This window comes from Sutterella sp. KLE1602 (assembly GCF_001578585.1).
GTDB classification, from domain to species: Bacteria; Pseudomonadota; Gammaproteobacteria; order Burkholderiales; family Burkholderiaceae_F; genus Sutterella; species Sutterella wadsworthensis_A.
Window position 1 is genome coordinate 506 of the sequence record NZ_KQ968557.1, and the last position, 15,285, is coordinate 15,790.

Genomic DNA, 15,285 nt, shown 5'->3' on the forward strand with positions numbered 1-15,285 from the left:
TCTCCGGCGTGGAATACCAGCAGGGCGAGCTTGCGGGCTACGAGCTCAAGGAATATCTCCTTGAAAAGTTTGACCGCAAGTGCGTCTATTGCGGCAAGAGCGGGGTTGTGCTCAACGTCGAGCACATCATACCCAAGGCAAGAGGAGGTTCCAACCGCGTTTCGAACCTCGCAATTGCCTGCGTTCAGTGCAACCAAAAGAAGGGGGCTATGCCGATTGAGGATTTCCTCAAGAAGAAGCCTGCTCTTTTGGCTCAAATTCGCAAGCAGCTCAAAACGACGCTTCGAGATGCAGCCGCCGTCAATGCGACGCGTTGGTCACTCTTTAGGAGCCTTCAGTCAACGGGATGCACCGTCGAAGTCGGCTCCGGCGCACAGACCAAGTTCAATCGTCACGCTTTCAGCGTGCCGAAAGAGCATTGGCTCGATGCACTATGCACCGGTCGCATCGACGGCGTGGCCGATTGGGAAAAACTGAGGCCGTTGCAGGCGTACTGCATCGGTCGTGGTTCCCATAAGCGGACACGCACGGACAAGTACGGCTTTCCTCTCTGCTACTTTTCGCGTCGCAAGCGCCCGAACGATTTTGGAACGGGAGACTATGTGCGCGTGAAGGTGACGCGAGGGAGAAATGCCGGCATTTGGACTGGAAGGGCGACCTTGACAGACGGGAAACTTTCCGTAGAAACGAAAGCAGGTCGCGTCAAGGCTACTTTCCTCAATAGTAAATGTCTCTTCAAAAGCGACGGGTATAAGTATCAATATCTGTAGCAAAAAAGACTTGACATTTCAAATCCAACCTCGAAAGAGCAATACCCACAACAACAAGCCCGCCGCTTCAAGTCCGAAGCCGCGGGCTTTTTTTCTGAAAAGTTACTCGAACTCATCCTGAGCTCTTCGGAGTTTTGTCCTGTCAGTAGAGCTGCACGACGCGGTACGGCTCGACGTCCCTGATGAAGGGGCCGATGGCTGCGCTCCTGAGCTCCTTGAAGTGCTTCTTCACGATCTCCGCGACCTCCTGGCCGAAGGGTTCGACGTCGATCTTGCGGGCGCGGCGACGGAGGTACTTGGCGATGCTCTGGCTGGCGGCGTAGTCGGATCCTGCGGCCTTGAAGAATTCGTTGATGAAGAGCGCGAGGATGAGCGGCGTGTCGACATTCCTGTCCGCCTTGAAGCTGTTGAGGTCAGCGCAGAGATTCGCGTCGAACCCCAGGGACCTGAGGCCGTTGACGGACTGGGGATGAAGCTCGCGGGGCAGGAAGCGCAGGTTGTTGAGAAGCTGTTCGGAGCGGGTGGGGAGCGTGGCGCGGAGCATGAGCTCCATGGGAAGCGTGATGTTTGACATGGCGGACTGAAACGGAAGTACGGAACTCGAACGAATGTTGACGGCGAGGGCGCGCTGCAACGCGATGCTTCGCCTTGGATTCGAGTATGGGGCAGTTCGCCGAAGGACATCGAACTATTTGAAGGTTGCATGACCTGCGCCAAAAGTGCCGTATCAGAATCGTGAAATGATCCTGTGAAAAGTGCGGGTTTTGTCGATAAAAATGTTGCGCAACAATGGTTTTGGTGGTGTTTCCACTGGATCATGCCGATGCACGGCATTCCGTCGTCCCTTTTCTAGGTTGTTTGCAGTAGAGCGAAAAGTGCGATCTTAAGGTAGAATCGTCGGTACTTCGCCGGATCCGCGGGAACCGGCAGGGCTTCCAGAACAAGACATGCAGTCGGGGCACCGGATCCTCTCCGGTCAACTTCCTTTCAACGCCCTCGCATGCCGGAGGCTTTTGTCCTGTTTCTCATTATTCAAGGTGGATTAATCATGAAATTCAAGCTTTTCGCTTCTGTGTGCGTGGCTGCCGGCCTCGCCTTCGGTCTTGCCGGCTGCGGTGACGACAATGCTCCCAAGAGCGGCGACGCCAAGACCCTCACGGTCGGTGCGAGCCCCGTTCCGCACGCGGACATTCTGAATCTCATCGCCCCGCAGCTCCAGAAGGAGGGCATCACGCTCAAGGTGATCGAGTTCTCCGACTACATTCAGCCGAACCTCTCGCTCAACGACAAGGAGCTTGACGCCAACTTCTTCCAACACAAGCCCTATCTCGACTCCTTCAGCAAGGACCGCGGCCTCAAGCTCACGAGCCTCGTCGCCGTTCACATCGAGCCGATGGGCGTGTACTCCCACAAGGTGAAGAACGTTGCCGACGTTGCCGAGGGCTCTGAAGTCGCCATTCCGAACGACCCGACCAACGGCGGCCGCGCCCTCAAGGTGCTCGAGACGGCCGGCCTCATCAAGGTTCGTCCTGAAGCCGGCGTGACGGCCACGATCAACGACGTGGTCGACAATCCCAAGAAGATCAAGTTCCGCGAGATCGAGGCCGCCCAGCTTCCGCGCGCCCTTGACGATGTCGCGCTCGCCGTCATCAACTCCAACTACGCCCTGGGTGCCGGTCTCAACCCGGTGAAGGACGCCCTTGCCATCGAAAGCAAGGATTCGCCCTACGCCAACATCGTGGCCATCCGCACGGGTGACGACAGCCGCGCCGAGATCCAGAAGCTCAAGGCCGCTCTGACGTCCGCCGAAGTCAAGAAGTTCATCGAAACCGAATACAAGGGTGCCGTGGTTCCGGCCTTCTGATCCTGGCATTGAACCTCTGAACAATCAGGGCCCGCCGCAGCATCGTCTGCAGGCGGGCCTTTTTCCTTCCGGGCGCGCCTATTCGTCGGCGGGCGGCTTCATCGAGCAGCAGGACTTCCGGTTCCTTTTCGCCAGATAGGCGTCGCCCCAGCGGTACATGGCCGTGAGAATGGGTTTGATGCTCTCGCCCGTGGGCGTGAGCGCGTAGTCGACCCGAGGCGGAACGACGGGCCAGACGGTGCGCGAGACGAGGCCGTCCGCCTCGAGTTCGCGAAGCTGCTGCGTGAGCATCTTGGGCGTGGCGTCGGGCACGGCCTTTCTCAGCGCCGAGTAGCGCATCGTGCCTTCGAGCAGGTTCCAGAGAATGAGCGCCTTCCACTTGCCGCCGATGAGGCTGAGCGTGAGCGCGACAGGACAGAGCACTTCTCCTGCAGGCGTTTTGTCGGTCATGACGGTATCCTTTTGGGTACTGGATATCAAAATGGTGCGTTCTTGCGAAAAGGAACTTGTCAAGGATACACTCCCTGAACCGAATAATCATTCTCATTCAGAACGATGGAAACCAGACAGTTCAACGTGACGGGCATGAGCTGCGCGGCCTGCTCGAGCCGCGTGGAGAAGGCCGTGTGCGCCCTTCGCGGCGTGAGTGCGGCCGAGGTGAACCTGCTCACGAATTCGCTCAAGGCGACGTTTGACGAAGGCGTGCTCGGCGTCGAGGACATCGAGCGTGCGGTGGAAGATGCGGGCTACGGGGCGAGCGAGAAGGGCTTTGCGGGGCGAGGGAGGACTGCGGCCGCGACGGCGCCCGAGGCGGACGCGGAGGCGGCGGCCGAAGCCGTGCGCGTGCGTCTCATCTGGTCCTTTGCGCTGCTCGCACCCCTCATGTGGCTTTCGATGGGGCCGATGGCGGGCCTGCCCGTGCCCGTCATGCTCACGGGGGCGCAGGGCGCTCCGATGATGGCCTTCACGCAGTTCCTGCTCACGCTGCCCATCGTGCTTCTCAACCGCCGCTACTTCACGGGCGGCCTCAGGGCGCTCGTCAACCGCGCGCCCAACATGGACAGCCTCATCGCGGTTGGATCGGGCACAGCGCTGCTCTTTGGCGTCTATGTGATCTACAGGCTTCTTGCGGCCCAGGCTGCGGGTGACGAAGCGGCGCTCCACCACTTTGCGCACAGCCTCTACTTCGAGGGGGCGGCGACGATCGTCACGCTCATTTCGCTCGGCAAGTTCTTCGAGGCGCGCGCCAAGCGCCGCACGACCGAGGCGGTGACGGCGCTCATGAAGCTTGCGCCGCCGACGGCCCTCGTGGTGAGGGACGGCGCGGAGGTCCGCATTGGAACGGATGAGGTCGCCTCGGGTGACATCGTCGTCGTGAAGACAGGCGAGACGGTGCCCGTCGACGGCGTGATTCTGGAGGGAACCGCGCTTTTGAACGAGTCGGCCCTTACGGGCGAGAGCCTTCCCGTGACGAGAGGGCCGGGCGAGGCCGTGACGGGCGCGACGCTTCTGGCGGCGGGCGCCTTCAGAATGCGCGCCACGCGCGTGGGCGACGACACGGTGCTGGCGGGCATCATCAGGCTCGTCGAGGAGGCGACGGCCTCGAAGGCTCCCGTGGCGAGGCTTGCCGACAAGGTGAGCGGCGTCTTCGTGCCCGTCGTGATGACGATCGCCCTGGTGACGGGCCTTGTCTGGTACTGGATCGGCGGAGACCTTGAGTTCGCGCTCAACGCCGCGGTGAGCGTCCTCGTCATTTCCTGCCCGTGCGCGCTCGGACTGGCGACGCCCACGGCCGTCATGGTCGGCATGGGCCGAGGCGCAAGCCTGGGCGTTCTCTTCAAGAGCGCCGAGGCGCTCGAGGTCTTCTCCGGGCTCAGGACCGTCGTCTTCGACAAGACGGGCACGCTCACCGAGGGCAGGCCTGTCGTCACGAAGGTGGCGGCAGCGGTGCCCGGACTCGAAACCGTGGTGATGCTCGTCGCAGCCGCGCTTGAAAAGCCCTCCGAGCATCCGCTCGCGCAGGCGGTGCTCGCCGAGGCCGAGGCGAGGGGACTGCCCGCGCAGGAGGTCGATGAGTTCGAGCAGATTCCGGGCGGCGGCCTCAGGGGCCTGATGTCGGGCACGCCGGTGGCGGCGGGCAACGCCCGTCTCATGGAGACGCTCGGCCTTGAGGTGCCCGAGGCGCTTTCCGCGCTCGCACTCGCAGAGGCCTCGCAGGGCGCGACGCCGCTCTTCATTGCTTCGGCAGGGAGCGTCATCGGCATCATCGCCGTCGCCGACAGGGTGAGGCCCGAATCGAGGGCCGCCGTCTCGGCGCTACGCGGACGCGGCCTCAGGGTCGTGATGCTCACGGGCGACAACCGCCGCACGGCCGAGGCCGTCGGCGCCAGGCTCGGCATTGCGCCCGAGGACATCGTCGCCGACGTGAGGCCCGCCGAAAAGGCCTCGCACGTGAAGGCGCTTCAGGCCGACGGACCGTGCGCCATGGTGGGCGACGGCGTCAATGACGCGCCTGCGCTCGCCCAGGCCGATGCGGGCGTTGCAGTGGGCGGAGGCACGGACGCCGCGCGCGCGAGCGCCGACGTCGTCCTCATGCGCGATTCGCCCGAGGGCGTCGTGGGCGCGGTGGACCTTTCCCGCGCCGTCATGCGCAACATCAGGCAGAACCTCTTCTGGGCGTTTGCCTACAATGTGATCGGCATTCCGATCGCGGCAGGCGTCCTCTATCCCATGTTCGGTCTCCTCCTCAATCCGATGATCGCGGCGGCGGCCATGAGCATGAGCTCGGTGAGCGTCGTCACGAACGCGCTTCGCCTCCGATTCTTCAAGGCGCCCGTCCTCGTCTCCGACAGCGGGACGGACGGCGCATCCACTACAGGGAGTTCCATGATGGAAAAGGTGATTCACATTGAAGGCATGCATTGCGGCCACTGCACGGCCGCCGTCGAGAAGGCGCTTCGCGCGCTGCCCGGCGTCGAGTCCGCGGTGGCGGACCTTGAGAAGAAGGAGGCCCGCGTCAAGGCTGCGGCCGGCGTCTCCGACGTGATGCTCTCGGCCGTCGTGACGGGCGTGGGCTTCAAGGTGACGGGCATCGACACGCTCTGAGCCTGAGAACGCACGGAGCATTCTGCAGGGGGCTCTCCACATTGATGGAGCGGCCCCTTCGCTTTTCCTGCATCATCTTTCGTCCCGCACCGGCGCCTTTGTAAAATCGAAGGATCCGCCCGTGCAACCTCCGCTTCAAGGATCCGCCATGCGCATCATCAAATGGCTTCGCGCCTCCATTGTCCGACAGTGCTTCGTCGTTCTGGCCGTGATCGGCCTTCTGGCCGTACTCGCCGCGGCCCCCGCTCTGATTCTCACGGAGCGCTCGACGGGATCTGGGGGCGCCATCAACGTCTCGGGCAGCATGCGCATGCAGAGCTACAAGCTTGCGCTTGCCGTTGCGGATCCTTTCTCCTCCTTCGAGCAGCGAAGGGAGAAGACCATGACGGCGCTCGACGAGTTCGGCGTCAAGCTCATGAGCCCGGGCCTTCTCAACGGCGTGCCCCACGATTCGGGCGATCCCGCCTATGTTCAGTACGCGGCCCTCAAGGACAGGTTCGAAAAGGGCGTGCGTCCGCTTGCGGAGGCGAGCATCGACAGTCTTGAGGCCAGGCGGCGCTTCACGGAGCAGATTCCTTCGTTCGTGGAGGACGTCGACAGGTTCGTCCAGACGCTTGAGAACGGCCTCAACGAGCGTCTTGCGATCCTGCAGAAGATCCTCACCCTCATTCTCTTCGGCGCCATGGGCGTGAGCTTCGTGATGCTTCTCGTCATGCAGAGGAGCATCTTCAGGCCGCTGCTGGCCATCGGTTCGGCTGCCGATGCGGTGAGAAAGGGCGACTTCACCGTGAGGGCGAAGGTCCCCGCGCCCGATGAGATCGGCAGGCTCGCGACGAGCTTCAACTTCATGGTCGACGAGCTCGGCCGCCTTTACGGCAATCTTGAGCACGAGGTCGAGAAGAAGACCGAGGACCTCAACCGCCGCAACGCAGGCCTTCAGTTCCTGAGCCGCATGGCGCAGTCGGCGACCTGGGGCGCGGTCTTCAAGCGCCATTCGCTCGACGGCCTGCTTGAGGAGTCCTGCGTGCAGTTCGGCGCGAGGGCCGTGAGGCTTGTCGTCAGCACGAACGGCACGGCCGCGGTGCTCGCCGAATCGGACGCCTGGCCTGAGGAGGAGCCCGAGACGGGCGTCGTGCGCTTCGTGCTCTCCAACGTCAATCCTTCGATGGGCACGCTCGAGGCGCTCTTTGACGCAGAGCCCGAGGACTGGCAGACCGGTTTCGGCGAGGCGCTTGCACAGACGATCGGGCGCGGCATCGAGCGCAGCACCCGGCAGTCGGACGACAGGCGTCTGGCGGTGCTTGAGGAGCGCTCGACGATCGCGCGTGAACTCCACGACTCGATCGCGCAGTCGCTCTCCTATTCGCGCATCCAGATGCACCGCCTCAAGGTCTTCGTTGAGCGCGGCGAGCCTCAGGAGAAGGTGCTGGAGACCGTCAACGAGCTTTCCGAGGGCATCACGACGGCCTACAGGCAGCTTCGCGAGGTGCTCACGACCTTCAGGCTTCAGATCAGCAGCTCGGGTCTCAACGGCGCCGTCGAGGAGACGGTCGAGGAGTTCCGCAACCGCACGGGCATTGCGACGACGGTTTCGAACGCGCTTCTCGGACTCGAGCTTACGCCCAACGAGCAGATCCACTTCGTGCACATCCTGCGTGAGGCCCTCGTCAACGTCGAGAAGCATGCGCGTGCGGGCAGCGTGCGCGTGACGCTTTCGCGCGGCGCGGACGACACGTTCGTGCTCAGGGTGCAGGACGACGGCGTCGGCATCCCCGCCGAACCCGGCCGCTACAAGCACTTCGGGCTCTCGATCATGAAGGAGCGCGCCGAGGCGCTGCACGGCACGCTCACGGTGGCGCCGGCCGAAGGCGGCGGCACCTGCGTCACGCTCGTCGTCCCTGAAAGACGGGACTGAAGGCGCTTACGCGCAGAGGTAAAATTAAAAAATGCATTTTTCTTCAGGGAACGGCCAGCAAATGACCAGCAAGGAACGCCATACGATCGCGATCATCGACGACCATCCGCTCTTTCGCCGCGGCGTGCGCGAGCTCCTCGACCTCGAGCAGGGGCTTGACGTCGTGGGCGAGGCGGGCACGCGCGAGGAGGCGATCGAGCTCGTCAGACGCACCGAACCCGACCTGACGATCCTCGACCTCAATATGAAGGGCAGCTCGGGCGTGGAGATCCTCTCGACACTCAAGGAAGAGGATCCGTCGCGCCGCATCGTGATCCTCACGGTGAGCGACTCGGGCAAGGACCTGACGGCCTGCATTCAGGCGGGCGCGGACGGGTACTTCCTCAAGGACATGGAGCCCGAGGAGTTCCTGAAGTCGATCCGAAGGGCGCTCGAAGGGCAGACCGTCGTGGATGCCTCGATGCTTGCCTTCCTCACGACCACGCTTCGCGCGAAGATGTCCTCTACGCTTGAGGAGCGGCCCACGCTCACGGGGCGCGAGGCCGAGGTGCTCGACCTGATCGCCAAGGGCTGCACCAACAAGGTCATCGCCCGCAGGCTCGACATCACGGAGGGCACCGTCAAGGGCCACGTGAAGCATCTGCTCAAGAAGCTCGGCTGCCGCAGCCGCGTCGAGGCCGCCGTCTGGGCCGCACAGCAGAAGACCGCCGAATGAAAGGCGACGGATGACGAATGAACAAAGGCCGCAGGAGCCAATCTCCTGCGGCCTTTGTTCATTATGCGTGCCGCCCGATTGGGCGACGCAGCGCTTACTTGGCCTTGGCGTTGGTTTCGGCGGGCATGCTCGGCGCGTGGCAGAGCGTGCAGTTCCAGCGGTCGCCCGTGATCTTGCCGTCCTTGAGGTGGGTGAGCGGGATTTCACCCGCCTTGCGGTCCTCGGCCACGGCGTTCTTGTGGCACATGAGGCAGCTGTTGCGTTCGGCCGTGATCGGGAGGTAGCTCTCGATCGGATGCGGGATGATGCCCGGCGCGCCGATGATGTCGGTGTCGGTGTCGCCTGCCTGGACGACGGCGGTGCCCGAGAGAAGACAGAGGGTCGCGAAAAGCGGGGCGAATTTCTTAATCATGATGGTTTTCTCCTTGATGGGTGTCGGAGGAAGTTCTGGTCCTGGGGGCGGGGCCGATGCGGAACTTGAGCGCGTTTTCGCCGCAGGCCTCGATGCAGCGGCCGCAGTTGAGGCAGTCGCCGGCGGGAATGCGGCCCGTTTCCTTCAGGCTGGCGAAGCGGATGACGTGGGGTTCGGGACAGGCGCGCAGGCAGTCGCCGCAGCGGTTGCAGGCTGCATCGTCAAAGCTCACGCGCACGACGGGGGAGCGCGTCAGGCGGCCGACGAGCGACCAGAAGGCGCCGAGCGGGCAGAGGTGGCCGCACCAGCCGTGCTTCATGAGCGCAAGGTCGAGCGCGAAGACCGCAGAGGCGGCCGAGAGCGCTGCGAGCCCTGTGCCGAAGACGAGATCACGCCAGATCCAGGCCTGCGGGCTCACCGCCTCGAAGGCGGCCGTGCCCGTGGCGGCGCTCAGAATGAGCGCGGCGGCGAGAAGGCCGTAGCGGACCTTGTTCGAGATGCGCACGACGTCGGCCTTGAGTCCGAGGCGCACGCGAAGCCATTCGGCGGCGTCGGCCACCATGTTCATGGGGCAGATCCAGCCGCAGAAGGTGCGCGAGCCCAGAAGGCCGTAGAGCACGAGGACGATGAGGGCGCCGAGTCCGGCCGTGAGCGTCGGCATGTGCCCCGCCGCAAGGCGCTCGAGGAGCGCAAGCGGGTCGGAGAGCGGAATCGTGCCGGCGACTTCGGAGGCCGAGAGCGTGCCGTCAAGGAGAGGCTCGCCCGCGAGCGTCCACCCGAGGCGCGCCGTGCCCGCAAAGAGCCCGAGCACCGCAAGCTGAAGCGCGCGGCGGGCAAGCGTCCATCGCATGTTGTAGAGCCGCTTCATAGCGCATTCTCATTGAGGTAGTCGAGGCCGCCTGCGCCCTGGGCGGGAGCCTCGGGGGCGTCTGCGGGGGCGTCCTCGCGCCGGTTCTTCGGATCATCGTCGGGCAGCCAGCCGAGGCGGTAGTGACCGCCGATCTCGCCGAGCACGGCCTTTCTGTCCGCAATGCGGATGGCGGGCGTGCCCGTGGGGCAGCTCTTCGTGCACAGGCCACAGCCCGTGCAGTGCTCGGGGTGCACGACCGGGATGAACATCGCGTGACGGCTGATGCCGCGCGGATGCATTTCGATCGTGAGCGCCTTCTCCTCCTCGGGGCAGGCGCGGTAGCACACCTCGCAGCGAAGTCCCTGGTGCGAGAGGCACGAGGCGGGGTCGACGACGGCGATGCCCATGCGGGCGTCGCTGATGCCGGTGAGCGCAGGCGAGAGCGCACCCGTCGGGCAGGCCTTCACGCAGGGGATGTCCTTGCACATGTAGCAGGGGATCTCCTCGGGAACGAAGAAGGGCGTGCCGCCGGGAGCGGGATCGAACGGCCCCGCCAGCCTGAGCGTTTCGTACGGACAGGACGTCACGCACTGCCCGCAGCGCGAGCAGAGTGCGAGGAAGTCCTTGCCGTCGACGGCGCCAGGAGGCCTAGGCATCCAGCGCGCGTTGGCGTCGCGAAGGCTGAGCGAGCCCCAGGCGAAGGCCGTCACGAAGCCTGCAGCCGAAAGTTCGCAGGCCTTCGTGAGGAATTCGCGGCGGGTGGTCTTGGCGCTTCCCGTCATGAGGACTCCGGTCAGATGTCGCGGACAACCTTGACCGCGGTCTTCTTGAAGTCGGGTTCAAGGGAGATCGGGTCCATGGCGTCGATGACGACGGAGTTGCAGAGCACCTTGTCGTCGAAGAAGGCGAGCCAGGTCATGCCTCGCGGCATGATGTTGCGCACCTTGGTTTCGACGACGGCCTTGCACTCGCCGTGGCGGCTCGTGACGGTGGCGGTGTCGCCGCGCCTGATGCCGCGGCGCTCGGCGTCGGCCGGGTTCATGTAGAGCACGGCGCGCGGAGCTGCACGGTCGAGCTCGGGCACGCGGCGGGTCATCGAGCCCGTGTGCCAGTGCTCGAGGATGCGGCCCGTGCAGAGCCAGAGGTCGTAGTTGGCGTCGGGCATCTCGACCGGGTCCATGTAGGGACGGAAGAAGATCTTGGCGGTGCCGGGATGTGCGACGGCGTTCTTGTCCGTGAGCGCATGGCGCGTGCCCTTGCCGACGGGCTTCATGAGCTTGCCGTAGAAGAGGTTGTCGGGCTTGGCGTACGGGTCGTACTCGACGTTGAAGCGGTAGAGCGTCTCGCGGCCGTTGACGACGGGCCAGAGCAGGCCGCGCACGTCCTCGCGCATGTACGTGTCGAAGTCGGCGAGGTCGTGGCCGTTGCCTAGCGTGAACTGACGGTATTCGCCGAAGAGCGCCTTTTCCGGGAAGTACGGGAGGCCGAGGGCCTCGCCCGTGGCGTTGAGCTCCTTCTTGTAGAGCGGGTCGGGCCAGGCGGCCTGACGGGCTGCGGACGGCGCGAAGAGCACGTCGAAGAGCGTGGCGTCGCCCTTGAGACCCATGGCCGCGGCGGCTTCTCGCACGTCGGGGAGCGCATCGCCCGGGACGCCCTTGAGGGGCTGCGCACGGTAGAGCTCGTCGACCGTGAAGCGGCGGGCGAACTCCATCATCATCCAGATGTCGGTCTTCGCTTCGCCAGGCGCCTTGACGAGCTGGTGCCAGCCCTGGGTGCGGCGTTCGGCGTTGCCGTAGAGGCCCCACTTCTCGAAGTGCATGGCGGCGGGCAGGATCAGGTCGGCCGCGCGGGCGGAGTAGGTCGGATAGACGTCGGAGACGACCACGAAGTTCTTCGGATCGCGGGCGGCGCGCACCCAGTGGGTGTTGTTGGGCGTCGACTGGAGGATGTTGACGACCTGGGTCCACATGAAGTTGACGGAGCCGTCCTCAAGGCCGCGCATGATCTCCATGACGGAGTAGCCGACCTTGGGGTTGAGCGTGCCGGCGGGCAGATTCCAGATGCTTTCGGTCTTCTTCCTGTGCTCGCCGTTGGCGACGAGCATGTCGGAGGGAAGACGGTGGCAGAACGTGCCGACCTCGCGGGCGGAGCCGCAGGCGGAAGGCTGGCCCGTGAGCGAGAAGGCGCCGTTGCCCGGCTTGGCGTGCTTGCCCATGAGAAGGTGGATCGAGTAGACGAGCTCGTTGGCCCAGACGCCGCGCTGGTGCTGGTTGAAGCCCATGCACCAGAAGCTCAGCAGGTCGCGCTTGCGGTCGCAGACGAGGTCGGCGAGGCGCACGAGGCGGGCCTTGAAGCTTTCGAGCGTTTCGTCGTCATCGCCCTTGACGAGCGGGGCGACGAAGTCGAGGGTATAGGGCTCGACGGCCTTGCGGAACTCCTCGAACTCGATCTGCCAGTGGGCGCCGGCGGAGCCGCCCGAGTTCTTCTGCTCGACCTCGGTGCCGGCCTTGAGGCCCATGGCGGTCGCCTCGGCGGGGCTCAGGCGGATGCGCTTCTGCTTTTCAAGAATGTCGCGTTCGGCGGGGTAGGCGTACTTGTCGGTGTTGCGCAGGCCGTAGCCGATGTCGGTGACGCCGGCGGTGAAGATGGTGTGCTTCGAGACGAAGTCCTCGTCGACGGCGCCGCGGCTGATGATCTCGCGGATCAGGTAGTTCGCGATCGCAAGGTCGCCGTTGGGCTTGAAGATGATGGTCTCGTCGGCGAGGTCGGACGACATGTTGCGGTAGGTCGTCAGGTTGATGACCTTCGTGTTCGGGTCCGTGAGCTTGCGGTTGGCCACGCGCGACCAGAGCACGGGGTGGGCCTCGGCCATGTTGTTGCCCCAGAGGATCATCGTGTTGGCGAACTCGATGTCGCTGTAGTTGTTGGCGGGCTCGTCGACGCCGAAGGTCTGGTAGAAGCCCACGACAGCGGACGCCATGCAGAGTCGGGCGTTCGGGTCGATGTTGTTGGAGCGGAAGCCGCCCTTCCAGAGCTTCGTGGCGGTGTAGGCCTCGGGAATGGTGTACTGGCCGGAGCCCACGAGCGCGACGCCCGAGGGCCCCTTTTCGGCGTAGACACGCTTGAACTGGCGCGCCATTTCGTCGAAGGCCTCGTCCCAGGAGACGGGTTCGAACTTGCCGTTCTTGTCGAACTTGCCGTTGGTGCGGCGCATGAGCGGTTGCGTCAGACGGTCCCTGCCGTACATGATCTTGGCGTTGAAGTAGCCCTTGACGCAGTTGAGGCCGCGGTTGACGGGCGCGTCGGGGTCGCCCTTCGTGGCGATGATGCGGCCGTCGCGGACGCCGACCTGGAGGCCGCAGCCCGTGCCGCAGAAGCGGCACACGCCCTTGTGCCAGGAGATGCCCTCTTCGGACTTGCGGGCGCTGGCGGCCTGAACGGACGTGACGGGAATGCCGATCGACATGGCGGCGCCTGCGGCGAGGCCGGACTTGATGAGGGCGCGGCGCTTCTCGTTGACTTGATGGACTGACATGGAGGTCTCCTTTGCTTGAATGCTGTCGGGGTCTGTCGTGAAGGGAAGGGACTACTCGGTTGCCGCCTCGTCCTCGAAGTAGTGGGCGTGCAGGCTGACGTCGATGACGCCTTCGGTGCGGCGGATCCGTTCGAAGACGTCAGCCTCGAGTCCCGTGGTCTCGGCCTCGATGACGGCGACGACTCTGCGGGACGCCTCGTCGACGTGGTGGACCTCGAGTCCTTCGAGGGCAGAAAGTGCTTTGAGCGCACGGCTTTCGGCGCCGGCGGCGAGCGTGATGACAACGGAGGAGTAGTTCATTCGGTGGCCTTTTTCACGTTCCGATGAGCTGATTGTAGGGAGCTGCGCACGCACCGCCTAGACGCTTGAAGAGAGGTGCGGGAGGCTCTTTGGAGATAGGGGTTGGCCCCGTGGCAGCATCTTTCCCTGAAGGCGGTGAGGCGGTTCGAAGCCCTGATTTGACTGTGGGAGAGGTAATGACGCTATTCTGTAATAGAATTGCGGTGCTACCTCCAAAGAGGTATCGACTTGGTCCGATGGAGATGGGCGGCGTTTCCCTCGGGCGAGAATGTTCTTCTCCGAAGTCAGACTGGCTCGAAATTTTCAAGAGGTACAAAAACCGACCTGAGAGCATGTCGGTTTTCGGTTACCAAAAAGCCCGCCTTCGTGAAGGGCGGGCTTTCGTGGCTGGGCGTCGTCAGAAGGTGACGGTGTCGGGGTGCAGTCCCGAGAAGGCGACCTGCTGCATCGTGTCGAGGCGCGTCATGTCCTCGTCCTCGAGTGTGAGGCCGAAGGCGTCGAGATTGGACTTCATGTGTTCCGCATCGAGTGCTTTCACGACAGGTATGAAGCCGTGCTGCAGGCTCCAGCGCAGGGCGATGAGGGCGGGGGAGACGCCGTACTTCTCACCAAGTTCGATGAGGAGCGGGTGGTGTGTGAGACCGCCGCGGCCGAGCGGGCTCCAGGCCTGAACGGCAATGTTCTGCTTGAAGCAGAAGTTGACGGCCGCGAATTGCGGATAGCCGGGGTGGATCTCGAGCTGGTTGACCATCGGGCGGATGCGCGCGCGGGCGAGCAGCGGCACGAGGTGGTGCGGCAGGAAGTTCGAGACGCCGATCACCTTGACCGCGCCCTGTTCGTAGAGGTCTTCGAGGGCGCGCCAGGTGCCCGCGTTCTGGCTCTGCCAGATCATGGGCTCGCCCTGAGTGGCGGGCCAGTGGATGAGGAGCTGGTCGAGGTACGTGGTCTTGAGCTGCTCGATGATGTCGGTGAAGGCCCGCATCACACCGTCGTAGCTTCGGTGCGACGTCCAGATCTTGCTCGAGATGAAGATCTCAGCGCGCGGCAGATCGCTCAGCAACACGCCGCGGCCGATGGCGGAGGCGTTGCCGTAGATCTGTGCGGTGTCGAAGAAGCGGTAGCCGAGCTTGAGGGCCGCCGAGACGGCGTTTTCAAGCGTGCTGTCGGTGGGCACCTGCCAAGTGCCAAAGCCGATGCCCGGCATCTGGACGCCGTTGGAAAGCACGAGCTTGTCGGCAAGGGACGAGAACACGGGAAAACTCCTCTGCTGTAGGGCGGCCGCGGATCCGGACGGCCTGATGGTTGAATGGAACCAGATCATTGTAGATTAGCTTTTGAGAAAAAGTCTTGACGAATGTCGAAGGCGTTCAACGCAAACGACTGGGGAAAACAGGAAAAACAGTCTTCGGCATGTACCACAAGCGCCCTGAAAGACGCATAATTGAAAGTCGACGCTATCATTCGGACGAAGCGCTCCACAACCGGCCGCCCTCGCGCCGGACGGCGCGGACTCCGCAACTGCAACTACACAGACAAGAAGAGAAGGTCAATAACCCCCGCCTAAAGGCGGAGGCTTGAAAGAGCCTTTATTGACTAGTCTCAGCAAACCTCCTCTGGGAGGAGAGCTACGTTGGTTGGGAATGTACAGGCACCGTGGGATGTTTATCCTAGTCCCACGCTCTGCGGTCTGTGTTTAAAAGTTCTGAGAGGTAGGAACGGTGATGCAGACAAGAAACCCATTCCAACATTGACGAAGGATGACAATCGGCCTTCGGGCCGATCAACACCGGCCTTCGGGCCGAGCAAGCGGAGCCTGCGG

General features: G+C 63.8%; 13 protein-coding genes. 5 read left to right on the forward strand and 8 right to left on the reverse strand.

The features are described 5' to 3' along the window. The coding region (gene iscB, locus HMPREF3036_RS07760; RefSeq protein WP_197457963.1) for an RNA-guided endonuclease IscB at window positions 1–770 on the forward strand (770 nt) is incomplete at its 5' end. 142 nt (window positions 771–912) lie between these two features. On the opposite strand, the gene HMPREF3036_RS07765 is transcribed toward iscB, so the two are convergent. Beyond that, window positions 913–1,344 (reverse strand): hypothetical protein, encoded by a 432-nt coding sequence (locus HMPREF3036_RS07765; RefSeq protein ID WP_156469783.1) that lies wholly within the window; start codon window positions 1,342–1,344, stop codon window positions 913–915. Window positions 1,345–1,818: 474 nt separating this feature from the next. Here HMPREF3036_RS07765 and HMPREF3036_RS07770 point away from each other — a divergent pair, with 474 nt between their 5' ends. Beyond that, the gene (locus HMPREF3036_RS07770) at window positions 1,819–2,634 is read left to right on the forward strand and encodes a MetQ/NlpA family ABC transporter substrate-binding protein (RefSeq protein ID WP_005436645.1); all 816 of its coding nucleotides are present in this window, start codon (window positions 1,819–1,821) and stop codon (window positions 2,632–2,634) included. A gap of 78 nt (window positions 2,635–2,712) precedes the next feature. On the opposite strand, the gene HMPREF3036_RS07775 is transcribed toward HMPREF3036_RS07770, so the two are convergent. After that, window positions 2,713–3,084: a winged helix-turn-helix transcriptional regulator gene (locus HMPREF3036_RS07775; RefSeq protein WP_062333261.1), complete on the reverse strand. Its 372-nt coding sequence runs from the start codon at window positions 3,082–3,084 to the stop codon at window positions 2,713–2,715. Window positions 3,085–3,189: 105 nt separating this feature from the next. On the opposite strand from HMPREF3036_RS07775, the gene HMPREF3036_RS07780 reads away from it, so the two are divergent. The 3 genes from HMPREF3036_RS07780 (at window position 3,190) to narL (ending at window position 8,369) form a co-directional block, all read left to right on the forward strand. Beyond that, window positions 3,190–5,739: a heavy metal translocating P-type ATPase gene (locus HMPREF3036_RS07780; protein ID WP_062333265.1), complete on the forward strand. Its 2,550-nt coding sequence runs from the start codon at window positions 3,190–3,192 to the stop codon at window positions 5,737–5,739. A gap of 148 nt (window positions 5,740–5,887) precedes the next feature. Continuing rightward, window positions 5,888–7,654: an ATP-binding protein gene (locus tag HMPREF3036_RS07785; protein ID WP_062333268.1), complete on the forward strand. Its 1,767-nt coding sequence runs from the start codon at window positions 5,888–5,890 to the stop codon at window positions 7,652–7,654. 61 nt (window positions 7,655–7,715) lie between these two features. Continuing rightward, window positions 7,716–8,369 carry a two-component system response regulator NarL gene (gene narL, locus HMPREF3036_RS07790; RefSeq protein WP_062333271.1) on the forward strand — a complete coding sequence of 218 codons (654 nt, stop codon included), beginning with the start codon at window positions 7,716–7,718 and terminating at the stop codon, window positions 8,367–8,369. 94 nt (window positions 8,370–8,463) lie between these two features. Here narL and HMPREF3036_RS07795 read toward each other — a convergent pair whose 3' ends face one another. The 6 genes from HMPREF3036_RS07795 to HMPREF3036_RS07820 form a co-directional block, all read right to left on the reverse strand. Further along, complete coding sequence (locus tag HMPREF3036_RS07795) at window positions 8,464–8,781, reverse strand: nitrate reductase cytochrome c-type subunit (RefSeq protein WP_062333274.1); 318 nt, start codon at window positions 8,779–8,781, stop codon at window positions 8,464–8,466. Next, a complete protein-coding gene (gene napH, locus HMPREF3036_RS07800; protein WP_062333277.1) occupies window positions 8,774–9,649 on the reverse strand; it encodes a quinol dehydrogenase ferredoxin subunit NapH in 876 nt (291 codons plus the stop codon). Before napH ends, HMPREF3036_RS07795 begins: the two co-directional genes overlap by 8 nt. After that, complete coding sequence (gene napG, locus HMPREF3036_RS07805) at window positions 9,646–10,413, reverse strand: ferredoxin-type protein NapG (protein ID WP_062333280.1); 768 nt, start codon at window positions 10,411–10,413, stop codon at window positions 9,646–9,648. The genes napH and napG overlap by 4 nt, the downstream gene beginning before the upstream one ends. Before the next feature lie 11 nt (window positions 10,414–10,424). Then, a complete protein-coding gene (gene napA / locus HMPREF3036_RS07810) occupies window positions 10,425–13,166 on the reverse strand; it encodes a nitrate reductase catalytic subunit NapA (RefSeq protein WP_005436630.1) in 2,742 nt (913 codons plus the stop codon). Window positions 13,167–13,217: 51 nt separating this feature from the next. Beyond that, the gene (locus HMPREF3036_RS07815; RefSeq protein WP_062333283.1) at window positions 13,218–13,466 is read right to left on the reverse strand and encodes a chaperone NapD; all 249 of its coding nucleotides are present in this window, start codon (window positions 13,464–13,466) and stop codon (window positions 13,218–13,220) included. 397 nt (window positions 13,467–13,863) lie between these two features. Continuing rightward, window positions 13,864–14,718, reverse strand: coding sequence for an aldo/keto reductase (locus HMPREF3036_RS07820; RefSeq protein WP_005436627.1), 855 nt, complete (start codon window positions 14,716–14,718; stop codon window positions 13,864–13,866). Window positions 14,719–15,285 lie beyond the last annotated feature (567 nt).

Bases quoted from the DNA above. Each gene is read 5' to 3' on its own strand.
- HMPREF3036_RS07815 (WP_062333283.1), bottom strand. From the start codon at position 13,466: ATGAACTACTCCTCCGTTGTCATCACGCTCGCCGCCGGCGCCGAAAGC.
- HMPREF3036_RS07765 (WP_156469783.1), bottom strand. From the start codon at position 1,344: ATGTCAAACATCACGCTTCCCATGGAGCTCATGCTCCGCGCCACGCTC.
- HMPREF3036_RS07795 (WP_062333274.1), bottom strand. From the start codon at position 8,781: ATGATTAAGAAATTCGCCCCGCTTTTCGCGACCCTCTGTCTTCTCTCG.
- napA (WP_005436630.1), bottom strand. From the start codon at position 13,166: ATGTCAGTCCATCAAGTCAACGAGAAGCGCCGCGCCCTCATCAAGTCC.
- HMPREF3036_RS07775 (WP_062333261.1), bottom strand. From the start codon at position 3,084: ATGACCGACAAAACGCCTGCAGGAGAAGTGCTCTGTCCTGTCGCGCTC.
- HMPREF3036_RS07780 (WP_062333265.1), top strand. From the start codon at position 3,190: ATGGAAACCAGACAGTTCAACGTGACGGGCATGAGCTGCGCGGCCTGC.
- HMPREF3036_RS07770 (WP_005436645.1), top strand. From the start codon at position 1,819: ATGAAATTCAAGCTTTTCGCTTCTGTGTGCGTGGCTGCCGGCCTCGCC.
- napG (WP_062333280.1), bottom strand. From the start codon at position 10,413: ATGACGGGAAGCGCCAAGACCACCCGCCGCGAATTCCTCACGAAGGCC.
- napH (WP_062333277.1), bottom strand. From the start codon at position 9,649: ATGAAGCGGCTCTACAACATGCGATGGACGCTTGCCCGCCGCGCGCTT.
- HMPREF3036_RS07785 (WP_062333268.1), top strand. From the start codon at position 5,888: ATGCGCATCATCAAATGGCTTCGCGCCTCCATTGTCCGACAGTGCTTC.
- narL (WP_062333271.1), top strand. From the start codon at position 7,716: ATGACCAGCAAGGAACGCCATACGATCGCGATCATCGACGACCATCCG.